The sequence below is a fragment of the Bacillus sp. AFS001701 genome (genome assembly GCF_002559405.1).
Taxonomy (GTDB): domain Bacteria; phylum Bacillota; class Bacilli; order Bacillales; family Bacillaceae_G; genus Gottfriedia.
The window spans coordinates 1-14,611 of the sequence record NZ_NTZO01000109.1 but is presented as its reverse complement, the minus strand read 5'-3'; the positions used below and the strand labels follow the sequence as shown (position 1 = coordinate 14,611).

Annotated in this window: 14 protein-coding genes and 1 pseudogene; 3 read left to right on the top strand and 12 right to left on the bottom strand. The window is 32.5% G+C overall.

Annotated elements, in window-relative coordinates:
- Nucleotides 1-205: 205 nt before the first annotated feature.
- The 3 genes from CN514_RS09480 to CN514_RS09470 form a co-directional block, all read right to left on the bottom strand.
- On the bottom strand, nt 206-1,408 hold the full coding sequence (locus tag CN514_RS09480) for an aminotransferase (protein ID WP_098232361.1): 1,203 nt from the start codon (nt 1,406-1,408) through the stop codon (nt 206-208).
- Nucleotides 1,405-1,905 (bottom strand): Lrp/AsnC family transcriptional regulator, encoded by a 501-nt coding sequence (locus tag CN514_RS09475; protein ID WP_175403500.1) that lies wholly within the window; start codon nt 1,903-1,905, stop codon nt 1,405-1,407. Before CN514_RS09475 ends, CN514_RS09480 begins: the two co-directional genes overlap by 4 nt.
- A 74-nt stretch (nt 1,906-1,979) precedes the next feature.
- Nucleotides 1,980-3,341, bottom strand: a complete 1,362-nt coding sequence (locus CN514_RS09470) for an aspartate kinase (protein WP_098232360.1) — start codon at nt 3,339-3,341, stop codon at nt 1,980-1,982.
- Between the two features lie 589 nt (nt 3,342-3,930).
- Here CN514_RS09470 and CN514_RS09465 point away from each other — a divergent pair.
- Nucleotides 3,931-5,487 carry a bifunctional metallophosphatase/5'-nucleotidase gene (locus tag CN514_RS09465; RefSeq protein ID WP_098232362.1) on the top strand — a complete coding sequence of 519 codons (1,557 nt, stop codon included), beginning with the start codon at nt 3,931-3,933 and terminating at the stop codon, nt 5,485-5,487.
- Between the two features lie 107 nt (nt 5,488-5,594).
- Here the strand turns inward: CN514_RS09465 and gcvPB are convergent, their stop codons facing one another.
- The 3 genes from gcvPB to gcvT are packed head-to-tail and all read right to left on the bottom strand — an operon-like array spanning nt 5,595 to nt 9,539.
- Entirely contained in the window at nt 5,595-7,052 is a 1,458-nt protein-coding gene (gene gcvPB / locus CN514_RS09460; RefSeq protein WP_098232359.1) for an aminomethyl-transferring glycine dehydrogenase subunit GcvPB, read from the bottom strand.
- Complete coding sequence (gcvPA, locus tag CN514_RS09455) at nt 7,024-8,409, bottom strand: aminomethyl-transferring glycine dehydrogenase subunit GcvPA (RefSeq protein ID WP_098232358.1); 1,386 nt, start codon at nt 8,407-8,409, stop codon at nt 7,024-7,026. Before gcvPA ends, gcvPB begins: the two co-directional genes overlap by 29 nt.
- A gap of 26 nt (nt 8,410-8,435) precedes the next feature.
- On the bottom strand, nt 8,436-9,539 hold the full coding sequence (gene gcvT / locus CN514_RS09450; RefSeq protein WP_098232357.1) for a glycine cleavage system aminomethyltransferase GcvT: 1,104 nt from the start codon (nt 9,537-9,539) through the stop codon (nt 8,436-8,438).
- 358 nt (nt 9,540-9,897) lie between these two features.
- On the opposite strand from gcvT, the gene CN514_RS09445 reads away from it, so the two are divergent.
- Complete coding sequence (locus tag CN514_RS09445; protein ID WP_098232356.1) at nt 9,898-11,583, top strand: DEAD/DEAH box helicase; 1,686 nt, start codon at nt 9,898-9,900, stop codon at nt 11,581-11,583.
- Complete coding sequence (locus tag CN514_RS09440) at nt 11,570-12,376, top strand: YqhG family protein (protein ID WP_098232355.1); 807 nt, start codon at nt 11,570-11,572, stop codon at nt 12,374-12,376. The genes CN514_RS09445 and CN514_RS09440 overlap by 14 nt, the downstream gene beginning before the upstream one ends.
- 117 nt (nt 12,377-12,493) lie before the next feature.
- Here CN514_RS09440 and CN514_RS09435 read toward each other — a convergent pair whose 3' ends face one another.
- From CN514_RS09435 to CN514_RS09410, 6 genes and pseudogenes are all read right to left on the bottom strand, one after another.
- Nucleotides 12,494-12,703 carry a YqzE family protein gene (locus CN514_RS09435; RefSeq protein WP_069034113.1) on the bottom strand — a complete coding sequence of 70 codons (210 nt, stop codon included), beginning with the start codon at nt 12,701-12,703 and terminating at the stop codon, nt 12,494-12,496.
- Between the two features lie 22 nt (nt 12,704-12,725).
- Nucleotides 12,726-13,250 carry a shikimate kinase gene (locus CN514_RS09430; protein ID WP_098232354.1) on the bottom strand — a complete coding sequence of 175 codons (525 nt, stop codon included), beginning with the start codon at nt 13,248-13,250 and terminating at the stop codon, nt 12,726-12,728.
- 13 nt (nt 13,251-13,263) lie between these two features.
- Nucleotides 13,264-13,668 (bottom strand): hypothetical protein, encoded by a 405-nt coding sequence (locus CN514_RS09425; RefSeq protein WP_098232353.1) that lies wholly within the window; start codon nt 13,666-13,668, stop codon nt 13,264-13,266.
- A complete protein-coding gene (gene comGF / locus CN514_RS09420; RefSeq protein ID WP_098232352.1) occupies nt 13,637-14,071 on the bottom strand; it encodes a competence type IV pilus minor pilin ComGF in 435 nt (144 codons plus the stop codon). The genes CN514_RS09425 and comGF overlap by 32 nt, the downstream gene beginning before the upstream one ends.
- Nucleotides 14,052-14,381: a type II secretion system protein gene (locus tag CN514_RS09415; RefSeq protein ID WP_098232351.1), complete on the bottom strand. Its 330-nt coding sequence runs from the start codon at nt 14,379-14,381 to the stop codon at nt 14,052-14,054. The genes comGF and CN514_RS09415 overlap by 20 nt, the downstream gene beginning before the upstream one ends.
- A pseudogene (locus CN514_RS09410) lies at nt 14,368-14,611 on the bottom strand (hypothetical protein); the annotation flags it as partial. The gene CN514_RS09415 and the pseudogene CN514_RS09410, both read right to left, overlap by 14 nt.

Here is a 14,611-nt window from a genome sequence, read left to right as displayed (position 1 = left end):
TTATGAATGAATTAAAAGATAAAATAAAATCGTTACCTCTAGAAATGCAAAATAACTGGATATTATGTGAAACCTTAGGTTACGATCACTTAATTACATCAATTTTTACTGAAAGAATACTTGAAGCTCAAACAGAGGAATTATATACTGCAATAAAATAAAAGCTCTTGTTTCCTCAAATGAAAACAAGAGCTTTATTTTTCGATTATTTACTTTCAACTTTAATAAAATTTGTTGGTTCGTAAGTAGGAAGAGTCTGTAAAAATCGATTAATCCTTTTTGTAGCTTCAATTAATTGATTTAATGAAGTTGCATAAGAACATCGAATATACCCTTCACCACAATCTCCAAAAACATTTCCCGGGACGACTGCTACTCTCTCTTTTAATAATAATTGTTCAGCGAACTCCTCTGATGTTAAGCCAGTATTCTGTATTGATGGGAATACATAAAAAGCCCCACCTGGAAGATGACATGATAATCCAATTTCTTGAAGAGATTGCACAAGGAAATTACGACGTTGCATATAACTGCGTCGCATTGCTTCTACATCATGATCTCCATTTCGAAGTGCTTCAACTGCAGCATGCTGTGACATAGTCGGTGCACACATAATTGCATATTGATGAACTTTCAGCATATGGGAAATAATGTCTGAAGGTGCTGCAACAATTCCAAGTCTCCAGCCTGTCATTGCAAATGTTTTAGAAAATCCAGAAATTAAAATTGTATGGTCTCGCATTCCTTCGATATTTGCAAAGCTTGTATATTCGCCATCATAAACAAGCTCAGCATAAATTTCATCAGAAATGACAATTAAATTATGCTTTTTAACAAATACGGCTAAATCCTCTAATAATTCTTTTTCTAGTAGAGTACCAGTTGGATTATTAGGATTACAAAGTAAGATTGCCTTTGTTTTCGGTGTAAGTTTCTTTTTTAAGGCTTGAAGATTGATTTTAAATTCCTCTTCTCCTGTCGTTGATAAATGAACTGGAACACCGCCTGCTAGTGAAACTAAAGGAGCATATGAAACAAAGCATGGATCAATAACGATTACTTCATCCCCTGGATTTAAAATTGTTCTTAAAGCAATATCAATCCCTTGACTTGCCCCTACAGTTATTATTAATTCATCTTCTGGACTATAATGCACATCAAATTTCTTAGCAAAATAACGACTTACTTCTTGACGTAATTCTAGCAGTCCAGCGTTTGAAGTATATGCCGTATGTCCTGTTTCTAACGAATAAATGCTTGCTTCTCTCACGTTCCAAGGCGTGACAAAATCAGGTTCACCTACCCCAAGTGAAATGACATTATCCATACTAGCCGCTAAATCAAAAAACTTTCGAATCCCTGATGGTTGTAGTGTAGTAACTGTATTTGATAAATTAAATTTACTCATGGCGTGATCACCATACGCTTATCACTTTGTTTTTGACCGTATACGATACTATCATGTTTATAACGTTTTAAAATAAAATGGGTAGTCGTTGATAAAATAGATTCTAAAGTCGATAGTTTTTGGGATACAAATGAAGCAATTGATGTCATAGTTTTCCCTTCAACTACAACCGATAAGTCATATGTTCCTGACATTAAATAAACTGATTTAACTTCCGGGTATAAATAGATTTTTTCAGCAATCTCATCAAACCCTACCCCACGTTTTGGTGCTACTTTTACATCAATCATAGCCGTTATACTTTCTTGGACTGGAACTTTTCCCCAATCAATAAGCGTAATGTATTGAAGAATAATACGATCGTTTTCAAATTTTGTTAATATATCAGCTACCTCTTCTTCTGTAGCTCCAATCATTTTAGCTATTACGTCATTACTTAAGCGACCATTTTGTTCAATACACTGAAGTAATTGTATTTCTTTTTCCGTCATATTCATATACTCCTTATGTATTCCATTTTCAGGAATTACGTTAGATATTCATTCTTTTCATCTATATTTTAGTAATTTAGTTAGATGACACTTTTTGAGAAGAATTCCTCATAAATAACTTGTACTGCATTTTTCTCATCGCATGATTTTACTCCAAACATCATACTTACTTCTGAAGAACCTTGGTTTATCATTTCAATATTTATTCCCGCATTTGCTAACGCCTTACTCGCTCTTGCAGTAGTACCAACATTTTGACGCATCCCCTCACCTACTAACATGATCAAAGCTAGGTCTCTTTCAACGACCACATGGTCTGCATCTAATTCATCTTGGATCCGTTTAATAATTTGAAATTCTGTTTCAACTGGTAATTGATTTTGGCGAATAATAATTGAAATATCGTCGATTCCACTTGGCTGATGCTCATAAGAAATCTGATAATCCTCAAGTATTTGCAATAATTTACGCCCAAATCCTATTTCTCTGTTCATTAAATACTTGCTTACATAAATACTACAAAATCCATTATCACTCGCGATTCCAATTAAAGGACCGTTTGATAACGTACGTTCCTTAACAATTCGTGAACCAGGAGCAGTTGGATTATTCGTATTTTTAATGTTTACTGGAATTCCAGCTTGAAAGGCAGGTATCAATGCTTCGTCATGAAATACGTTAAAGCCTGCATAAGATAACTCTCTCATTTCTCGATAAGTTAATTCCTTAATTTCCTTTGGATTACGAATAATCGTAGGATTTACAGAAAAAACTGCATCAACATCAGTAAAGTTTTCATATAAAGTAGCTTTAACTCCGTTGGCAACAACAGAACCAGTAATATCTGAGCCACTGCGAGAAAATGTAACGATATGTCCATCTTCTGAATAGCCAAAAAATCCTGGGAAAATAAGAATTCCAGATTTTTTTCTCAATTCAAATAGGTTCTCATAGCTTTTCGCTAAAACTTGGGCATGTCCTGGTTCATTTGTAACAAATAAACCTGCTTCTTTTGGATTAATATAACTTGCCTCAAGTTCTTTTAACTGAAAATAAGACGCTACTAATTTAGCACAATTATCTTCCCCACAAGCCATAACAGTATCCATATATCTTGCAGGATGATCCTTTTTACTACTTAAAGAAAGTTCAATACCTAATGAAATCTCATTCACAATATCCTCAGATAAACCTAATCCGTTTGCAATTTCAGAATACCTTTGAATAATTTGATGGAATTCTTTCGAATAATCCTTTCCCTGTAGAGCAAGTTGTGCGCAACTAATTAGTAAATCGGTAACTTTGATATCATCTGGAAATCTTTTACCTGGTGCAGATACAACGATAATTTTACGTTCTACATCTGATGTAACAATCTGAAATACTTTTTCAATTTGTTCCGAAGTGGCTAATGAAGACCCACCAAATTTCACGATTTTCATTTTTATTACCCCTAATTTAGTTAATTTTCAGTTAAAAATAATGTTACAATTATCCTCCTTATGTGAGAAAAAATCAACACCAATTAATAAGTTTTTTGGGAAATTTTAGTTTGTTACAAAAAGAATTTGATGTTGTTGTGGGTATTTATTCAATCCAGTGAAAAGAACGGCAATAAGGAATTGTAGATTCTTTAGGGTAGATTATAGGTTTATTAAAGCAAGTATTAAATGCAGGTAATGGAGAAAGCAAGGCTAAAGGTATACTAGTAGATTTTAAAAACTCTATTACTCTTTAGTGCCTCCTCCCCCCAGTTCATCTTATATTACTTTTGATCCATTTTAATATCGTATAAAAATGCAATTAAAAAAAATTTTAAAAATATTTAATTTTTCTTAAAAGCGTATTAATAGTCAGTTTTCAAATTTAACTGAAAATTCACACTAGAACAAAGTAGCTTTAACAATCCTTCCCTATGCTTAGGAAGTAACCTACTAGCAAATTAGGAGGGAGAATATATTGAATTGGAACGCATTAAAAAAAGCAGTTCTTGCTTTTGTTCTTACGACTACATTATCTGCAGGAGTATTTATGGTTTCTAGTAATCCGGCTGCTAGAAACATTCCTATTAACACCAAGAAAGATAAGAACCGTTTCATTCAAGTACAATTACTTGGCATTAATGATTTTCATGGACAATTAGATACGACCCGAAAATTTAACGGCAGAAATGTTGGCGGAGTAGAATATCTTTCAGCATATTTGAATCAGAAGAAAAAAGAAAATAAAAACACTATTCTAGTTCATGCTGGTGACATGGTTGGTGGAAGTCCTCCAATTTCTTCATTTCTACAGGATGAACCTACAATTGAAGTATTAAACAAGATGGATTTTGACTATGGGACTCTAGGGAACCATGAATTCGATCGTGGTGTGAATGAAATGATGCGGTTGATCCAAGGTGGAAATAATCAAAAAACTGGTTATTTTAACGGGGCAAATTTCCCATATATATGTGCCAACGTAATTGACGATAAAACTGGTAAGACCCTTCTGCCTCCATTCAGTATTAAAAATATTAATGGCGTACCGATTGGATTTATTGGCGTCGTAATTAAAGATACTCCAAAGATTGCACCACCAAATAAAACAGATGGTGTAAAGTTTATAGATGAAGTAAAAGCAATCAATCATTCAGTAAAAACACTTAAAAAACAAGGTGTAAAAACGATCGTTGTGCTGGCACATAATGTTGGAAATCAGTCCAAAGCAAATGGAAATGCGATAGGTGAAATCGTTAGAATGGCAAAAAAAATGGATGATGAAGTTGACGTAATAATTTCTGGACATACACATACTTATCTTAACAAAGAAGTAGACGGAAAGCTGATTGTTCAATCCTACTCTTATGGAACATCTTTCTCCGTCATTCAGTTAACAATTGATCCTAATACGAAAGATATTGTAGACAAAAAGGCACGTATAAAAATGGTCTACCAAGATGATATTAGACCAGATCTTGGAATTAAAAAAATGATACAAAATTATGAATCTAAAATTGAACCGATCGTTAATAAAGTCGTTGGTAAAGCTGCAAACGATATTTTAAGTAAGAAGAATCATAATGGAGAATCTAGTTTAGGAAATATGATTGCAGATTCACAACGACTTGCAATGAAGTCTGATTTCGCATTTATGAACTTTAGTGGAATACGTGCTGATCTTCCAAAAGGGGATATAACTTTGGATGAATTGTTCACGATTCAACCATTTAAAATTAAACTCGTTAAAATGACATTAACTGGTGAACAAATCCAGGAACTTCTCAATCAACAATGGCAGGAACATGATAGTGTTCGGATGCTACAAATATCAGGTTTAAAATATACTTGGGATAATACGCAAGATTCTGGTCAAAAAGTGATTAATATCATGCGAACAGATGGTACCCCAATTAGCCCACAAACTAGTTATACTGTCACTACTAATAGCTATCTTGCTAATGGTGGTGACAATTTCTCGATATTACTATCAGGTAAAAATAAAATAGAAGGTCCAACAGACTTTGATGCATTTGAAGATTATGTGAAGGAACAAAAGCAACCATTGGTCCAGGCATTTGATGGTCGGATAAATCGGATTAAATAGATATTAAGTCGTTCCAAAAAACACGGTTTCATTTTGATCAGATTCTATATTACTATTCAGAAATATGTCCATAAAAAAAGTTCCCTTCGATGAGGGAACTTTTTGATTTATGCTTTAATATAACGTAATACAGGTTTACGAGCTGCTAAAGTTTCGTCAAGACGGCTTACAACAGTTGTATGTGGAGCCTCTTGTACGATTTCTGGATTTTCTTCAGCTTCTTTAGCAATTGTAATCATTGCATCGATGAACGCATCTAAAGTTTCTTTCGATTCTGTTTCAGTTGGTTCAATCATGATACACTCTTCCACGTTTAATGGGAAGTAGATTGTTGGTGGGTGGTAACCAAAGTCTAATAGGCGTTTAGCAATATCTAAAGTACGAACACCTAATTTCTTTTGACGTTTTCCACTTAAAACGAACTCATGCTTACAATGACGATCGAATGGTAGATCGAAATGAGGCTCTAAACGACGCATCATGTAGTTAGCGTTTAGTACCGCATCTTCAGTTACTTGTTTTAATCCTTCAGGACCCATTGAACGAATATAAGTATATGCTCTTACATTAATTCCAAAGTTTCCGAAGAAAGGTTTAACACGACCAATTGTTTCTGGACAGTCTGAATTTAATACGTACTCATCTCCAACCTTCTCAACGATTGGTGCTGGTAAATAAGGAATTAAATCTGCTTTAACTCCAACAGGACCAGAACCAGGACCACCTCCACCGTGAGGACCAGTAAATGTTTTATGAAGATTTAAGTGAACTACGTCAAATCCCATGTCTCCTGGGCGTGCTTTACTTAATACAGCATTTAAGTTTGCTCCATCATAGTAAACTTTACCACCAGCAGCGTGGATGATCTCAGAGATTTCATAAATATCTTCTTCGAAAAGACCTAATGTATTAGGGTTTGTAAGCATTAATGCTGCAACATTCTCATCAACTACACGACGTAAATCGTCAAGGTCAACTAAACCTTTTTCATTAGATTTAACTGTGATTGTTTCAAAGCCTGCTACAGTAGCTGATGCTGGGTTTGTTCCGTGAGCAGAGTCAGGTACGATTACTTTAGTACGGTTAAAGTCACCGCGGCTTTCGTGATAAGCACGGATAATCATTAATCCAGTCCACTCACCATGTGCACCTGCAGCTGGTTGTAACGTTACTTCATCCATTCCAGTAATTTCTTTTAATTCTTGTTGAAGTTCATGCATTAATTCAAGAGCACCTTGCACTGTATATTCATCTTGAAGTGGATGAATATGTGCAAAACCTGCGAAACGTGCTACAGCTTCATTGATTTTTGGATTGTATTTCATCGTACATGATCCAAGTGGATAGAACCCTGAATCTAAACCATGATTACGTTTAGATAACGCAGTATAATGGCGCATTAAATCTAATTCAGAAACCTCTGGTAATTCCGCTTTTTCTTTACGGATATACGCACTCGGAATAACTTCATTAATATCAATTTCTTCTACATCCATTGTAGGAAGACTATATGCAATACGACCTTCTTTACTTATCTCAAAAACTAACGGTTGATCCTTCAGCATGTTGAATCCCCTTTCCGTCTACTAATAATGCTAATTCTTCTACAAATGTATCAATATGTTGTTTAGAACGTAATTCAGTTACTGCGATTAGCATATGATTTGCCATAGTAGGTTCAACTTTTGCTAAGTCATAACCACCGATAATTTTCTTAGTAAATAATTGTTTATTGACTTCAGATACGTTTTGTTTTACGTCAATTACAAGTTCGTTGAATGCAGCACCTTGGAATACAACTGAGATACCGTTTTCAATTAATTTTTTCTTCATATATTGAGTACGAGACATATTTTGCATTGCCATTTCTACAGCACCATTTTTTCCAAGAGCTGTCATTGCAACTGAAGCTGCTAATGCATTAAGCGCTTGGTTAGAACAAATATTTGAAGTTGCTTTATCACGACGGATATGTTGTTCACGAGCTTGAAGTGTTAATACAAATCCGCGACGACCTTCACCATCAACAGTTTGACCAACTAAGCGACCTGGCATTTTACGCATTAATTTAGTAGTAGTTGCAAAGTATCCGCAGTGAGGTCCACCAAATTGAGTAGGAATACCAAATGTTTGCGCGTCACCAGCAACGATATCTGCTCCAAATTCTCCTGGAGGAGTTAAAGCTGCTAATGCTAATGGGTTACTTGAAACAACGAATAAACTTTTACCAGTATGTGCAATTGGTTCGATATCAGCTAATTCTTCTACTTGTCCATAGAAGTTAGGATATTGAACAACAACACATGCTACATTGTCATTCATTTCATTTTTTAATTCTTCAATATCAGTTCTTCCATCTTTAATGCCAATTTCAACAACCTCTAAGTGTTGACCTTTAGCATAAGATAAGATAACTTCACGTGATTGTGGATGAACACCTTTTGATACTAAAATACGTTTTTTACCATTGTGACCTGCTGCTAAAGTAGTTGCTTCTGCTAAAGAAGTACCACCGTCATACATTGACGAGTTTGCTACATCCATACCTGTTAATTCACAAATCATTGTTTGGAATTCAAAAATTGCTTGAAGTTCACCTTGAGAAATCTCAGGTTGATATGGAGTGTAAGCTGTATAGAACTCTGAACGTGAAATTACATGATCTACAACAGTTGGTAAGTAATGATCATAAACACCCGCTCCTAAGAAAGATACATACTCTCTTAAATTGGCATTTTTATTAGCTAATTCAGTTAATTCTTTTAATAAATCAGATTCAGATTTTGCTTTTTTAATATTTAATAATCCATTAAATCGAACTTTTTCAGGAATATCACTAAATAATTCATCAACTGATGAAACACCTACTACTTTTAACATCTCTTGACGATCTTGCTCTGTCGTTGGTAAATAACGATGCATTAAGGTAATCCCCTTTCTCCCCCTAGTTACTTCTTCTCTCTTTTGTAAAATGGTTTCGAAACTACTACTGCTTTTAATTTTTTATTTCGAATTTCAACTTCAAGTTCAGTACCTAAAGCAGAAAATTCAGATTTGATTAATGCAAGTCCAATATTTTTCTTTAATGTTGGAGATTGCGTACCACTTGTTACTTCACCAATTACTTCCCCGTTTACATATACAGGATAGTGAGTTCTTGGAATACCTTTGTCAATCATTTCAATTCCAACAAGTTTTCGAGGTACACCTTGCTCTTTTTGATTTTTCAGAACTTCTTTACCGAAGAAATCTTCTTCTTTATTTAACTTCACAGCAAAGCCGATACCAGCTTCTAATGGAGATATGTCTTTAGTTAGTTCTTGACCATATAATGCTAGAGCTGCTTCGAAACGAAGTGTATCACGAGCACCTAATCCACATGGTTTTAAACCGTCTTCCTTACCTGCTTCTAAAAGTAAAGTCCAAAGCTTAGACGCATCTTCCGCAGCTAAGTATAACTCGTATCCATCTTCACCTGTGTAACCTGTGCGTGAAACTAAAACATTTAGATCACCAATTAATACATTATCTTTGAAAGTAAAATACTTAATATCAGTAACGTTCTCATTCGTTAAACGTTGTAAAATTGCAACAGATTTTGGCCCTTGAAGAGCTAATTGTGCAACTTCATTACTTTTATTAACTACTTTTACATCATCTTCAACATGTGAAATTAACCATTCGAAATCTTTTTCAATATTAGACGCATTTACAACTAATAAATAGTGTTCATCGTTATACTTATAAACTAGTAAGTCGTCTACCGTTCCAGCATTTTCATAGCACATTGCTGTATATAATGCGCCTTCTTCATTTAATTTTGAAATATCATTTGTCATCATTTTTTGTAAATATTTAAGACTATCTTTACCAGTTACTTCAATTTCTCCCATGTGAGAAACATCAAATAAACCAGCTGCTGTACGAACAGCTTCGTGTTCTTCTTTAATGCTCGAAAATTGCACAGGTAGCTCCCAGCCACCAAAATCAATTGTTTTACCACCTAATACTTTGTAATCTTCAAACAATGGTGTGCGTAATAAAGTCGTCATGTAGCCATTTCCCCCTTATCTACATGCTAGCATGATGGAAAACTAAATTAATAGTTCGTCCAGCTAACCATTAAATAATTTACATATTTTGTATATTTTCGGAAAAACTAGTAGAAAACAAGAAAATATTATCAAACTATATTAGTTAACTGTTTTTTCTTAACAATATGAGTTTTTTGTTTAATAAAAGAATAATAAATTTTTACTTTTTTTCTACACTATTATCCTAACATTAAACGACAAGTTTCATCAATATCCAAGTGAAATTTTTTAAAAATAAAATAACGAACGTTATACCAGTTATTCTACTATAACGTTCACGATTATCCAATATAAAAATGAAATAGGTGAGGTTTACATGTCAATTGAGATTAAATTCCATACAGAATGGCAAGAAGAGTTCTTAGAGAAGCTTGAGAATGATGGACCATGGTCAAATTGGGAGAATTATAAGCTTGCCTATCATACTTCTACAAAGTTAGCAATTCCATCTTTTACAGGTATGATTGCTCCTACTCATTTACCAAATTTAACTCCATTGCCTCATCAACTAGATGTAGCTACGACTGTAATTGAAAAAATGAATGGAAAAGCAATTTTAGCTGACGAAGTAGGATTAGGTAAAACAGTTGAGGCAGGTTTAATTTTAAAAGAATACATGATTCGTGGTTTAGTTAATAAGGTACTTATACTAGTTCCTGCATCACTTGTATCACAGTGGACCTTTGAATTAAATACAAAATTCCATATTCCAGCAATCGCACAACAAAAAAAGAACTATGTCTGGGATAGTTGTGATGTTGTTGTATCATCAATCGATACCGCAAAAAGAGATCCTCATCGAGAAAAAATATTAGGTATCAACTATGATCTCGTCATTATCGATGAAGCTCATAAACTTAAAAATAATAAAACAAAAAACTATGAGTTTGTACAACATCTTAAAAAGAAATATTGTTTACTGCTTACTGCTACACCAGTTCAAAATAACATAGAAGAAATTTTCCATTTAGTTTCTTTATTAAAACCTGGACATTTAGGTAATAAATCTAGTTTTGAAGAATATTTTTCTGCTAAGAACCGCTCATTAGAGCATGAAGACTTATTAAGAGAACTAATTGGAAAAGTAATGGTTCGAAATCGTAGACAAGATACAGGCATTGAGTGGACAAAACGAAAGGTAGAAACAGTATTAATTAATTTTAATGAAGAAGAACAAAAACTTTATGATTTAATCGATGAATGGCAGAAATCACAATATACTGGGGTAACCTCAGCATTCTCCTTTTTAACATTTAAACGTGAAGCTTGTAGTAGTCGTGAAGCTGTTTATGTATCAATGAAAAAAATGCTTCAAAGATTCGAAAAAGAAAATATTGAAATTAACGATCCTTATATCGAGAAAATTTTTCATCAAATTAATCAAATTACATCTAATTCAAAAGCAAATAAAGTAGTTGAACTAATTAAAAAAATAAATGATAAAGTAATTATTTTTACTGAATATCGTGCAACACAGTTGTATTTGCAATGGTTATTAAAACAAAACGGTATTACCTCTGTACCATTTCGAGGTGGTTTTAAACGAGGTAAGAAAGATTGGATGAAAGAATTATTTAAAAATCGTGTACAGGTGCTAATAGCAACCGAAGCTGGTGGTGAAGGTATTAACTTACAATTTTGTTCAAATATGATTAATTATGACCTTCCTTGGAATCCTATGAGGCTTGAACAAAGAATAGGACGTATACATCGACTTGGACAAACAGAGGATGTAAGTATCTATAACTTTGCTACTGTTGGCTCAATTGAAGAACACATACTAAGATTACTTTATGAAAAAATCAATTTATTTGAGCGTGTGATTGGTGAACTGGATGATATTCTAACTAGAATACCTTATAAAGATTTTGAAGCTCATATGAATGAGATATTTATTCACTCTAAAACTGAAGGCGAAATGAAAATTAAAATGGAAAATTTAACGTCCATCATTCAATTACAGCAACATAAACAAGCAGGTGATAGTTATGCAGCAACATGAAATCCATGATTATATCGAATACTTTTTCAGATATAATGATTGTGAAATTCTACAGAAAACACCAACATATTTAGAAATACAATTAACAATTGAGATGGATAAAAAATTAATGAATCGCCCTTTCTATTGGCATTATTTAGAAAAAACAGGCGGTATCCCAAATCCTATGAAGTTAACACTGATTACAGATAGTGATAATGCACCCGAAGATCTTAAAGGTGAACAAGTTCATTTTGGGTCGCCCCGCCTTCACCAAATTTTCTCAATCGTTAATGAACTAGGACAGTCAATTAGACTTTATGAAGACACAAAAGCACCTATGGGCCAACAAATTGCATTACACCCTTGGTTAGCTGTTAATTATCAGGTTTCTTTTACTTGTGATCATAAAAAAGATTATTTATATTCTTTTGGAATCCATTTAATTTCCGGAAGAATTATTAAAGATTTTCATACAAAACTTGAAAAAATCCAATTCAACTCTAAAATACCTGATTTTTGCTATTCCATGTCACCTTTGATTAAACCAATAAGTGGTTTAAATCGAATGGAACAATTACTTCGAAACATAATTGAAAAAGAAGATACGGTATGGGCTGAAGAAGCAAGGAATAGATGGCAACATGATTTAGATTTATTAAATCAATTTTATGAAGCTGATGAAGAAAAACCTGAAAATTATCATGTAGAATTCAATGCACTTAAAGAACTTTACGAACCAATTATTCATGTTGATGCTATTAATGGTGGGCTTTTTTATCTATCACCAAATACAATGAATAAGTTAAGTTAAAGGCTTTTAAGTGGAGATTAGGTATAGAGGGACTTTAAATAAGATTGTTCCTCTTTCCTTTTCTTCTAATGCCAAAAAATAAAGACTGACTTCTTTAATTGAAATCAGTCTTATTAACTAAATACTTTTCTTTTCTTTGTCTTTACGATTTTGAACTTTTTTCATTAATAAAGCTAGACTTAATGGTAACATTCCAAACATGTTAGTAGAAAATGGGGCCTTCAACTCTTCTTTTTCTTGTTTTATTGAATCACGTTTCTCTTTTGGTTGATCGATATAATTAATAAATTGTTCTGTCATATATTTTACATAATCATTTGTTTTCAATAGAAATCACCTTACTTTCTTATCACTTATTTCTACTATCTCCTCCTTTTGAATAATTTAAACAGTCAATGATTTCCAACGCAATTTCAATTGGTGTTAAATTATTCGTTGAAATTTCATAATCTGCTTTTTTATATTGTGATTCTCTCTTTTGAAACAGTTCCGTTAGTTCTTCAATCGTTCGATTTACAGCATTTGGTCGGTTAAAATCCAAATGGATTCTTTCGTATATTATTTCAATTGGAGTTTCAAGATAAATTATTTTGCCAGTTTCTTTCATATATCCAATGTTTTCATCACGAAGAATGATTCCACCACCTGTTGAAGTGATCATTTTTTTTGATGGTAAATTTTTTAATACTTGTGTTTCTATATCTCGAAAACCGCTTTCACCAAACTCATTAAACAATTTTGGTATGCTTTTGCCTGTTTGAGAAACAATTTCCTCGTCTAAATCAATAAATTTTTTGTTTACTCTTTTAGCTAATTCCTTTCCAACAGTCGTCTTTCCACACCCCATAAATCCTACTAAATAAATTGAGTCCATTTTATCCTCCAACTTAATCGATCCAATCCGATACTTGATTTGTACTTTTTTTATATTTAAATTGAACTACATATTTTTTTATTTTTGAATTACTACTAGTTAAAGTTACATGATATTCATCATTTGCAACTAAATAAGTATTCAATATAATTTTTGTATTATTATAATACTTTACTGTATTTCCTTGAAGTGGTAAATTACCATGCTTTAAATCGTAAATTGCTTGTGAATGTACACGGTCTAGTTTGTTTTGATTTCTCGTATAAGAATAAAAGGTATTGAACGAATGAAAAATATCTATTTGTATTAGAAAAAAAATTAGTAAAATATTTATCATAAAGATTGTGTAAGGTAAATACACTCCATTTTCACCAAGTATTTTAAATTTATTTGATAAATATCCGAATAGTTTTTTCATAAATTCCACCATTTAAATCGATTACTTTTACTAGGATTTGCCTTTCACTTATTTGTTCAAACTTTATATCCCTTATATTCTGAAGTACAATTTCATGTCCTAATCCAAGCCTTTGTCGTCGAATAATCGTTGCATATTTTCGATAACTAATCGTAACTTGATTAAACTCTTCAAAGAGAAGAAGGTCGGAATGAACTGTAAAACTTATACTTTTGTTTGCCTCTTTTTGAACTTCTTTTATAAAATTATCTAATTCTAACCTATTTACGGATTCATAACTGTAATTTCGTTGAACAAAGCTTTTTATACTTGAAGTGGATATAGAAATAATCATTAAAAATAAAACAAGTGAAAAAAGTGTCTCTAGTAAAGTAAAGCCTTTTTCATTCTGTAATTTCTTCACATATTTCACTTTCCTTTTTTCGATCAGTCCAAGTAATACAAATCGAATTAAAATTATTTCTAGCGTTTAATTTTACTAAAAACTCTTTGCCATTCTTTGAATGGAAACCCTCTTTAAAATCTTCTCTGTTCATAAAATAAAGATGAACCATATCTGTTAATAAGTCATCTGCCATATTGCTAATCGTTATCTTATCTTTTTTTTGTAAAAATAATGACATTGAAGGAACAATCATAATACAAAAAATAATTAGTAAGTTTAATGAAATAACCGCCTCAATAAATGTAAATCCTTTTTCATTTCCGATCATATTTAAATCGACCACTTCCTAAATAAAAAGTAACGATATATTCAGCTTTTTTATATTTAATTGAAATCGTTCCAGAGCTAGAGATATTACCGTCGGAGTTAAATCTTAACGGAGGTTTTAAAGTAAGGTTAGTTATATTAATTGATTTGTCAAAATGACGAATGACTACAGGAGGATTTAGTAAATTATCTTCCATTTCATATTTATTTTGATAAAAGATGATCCTAGTA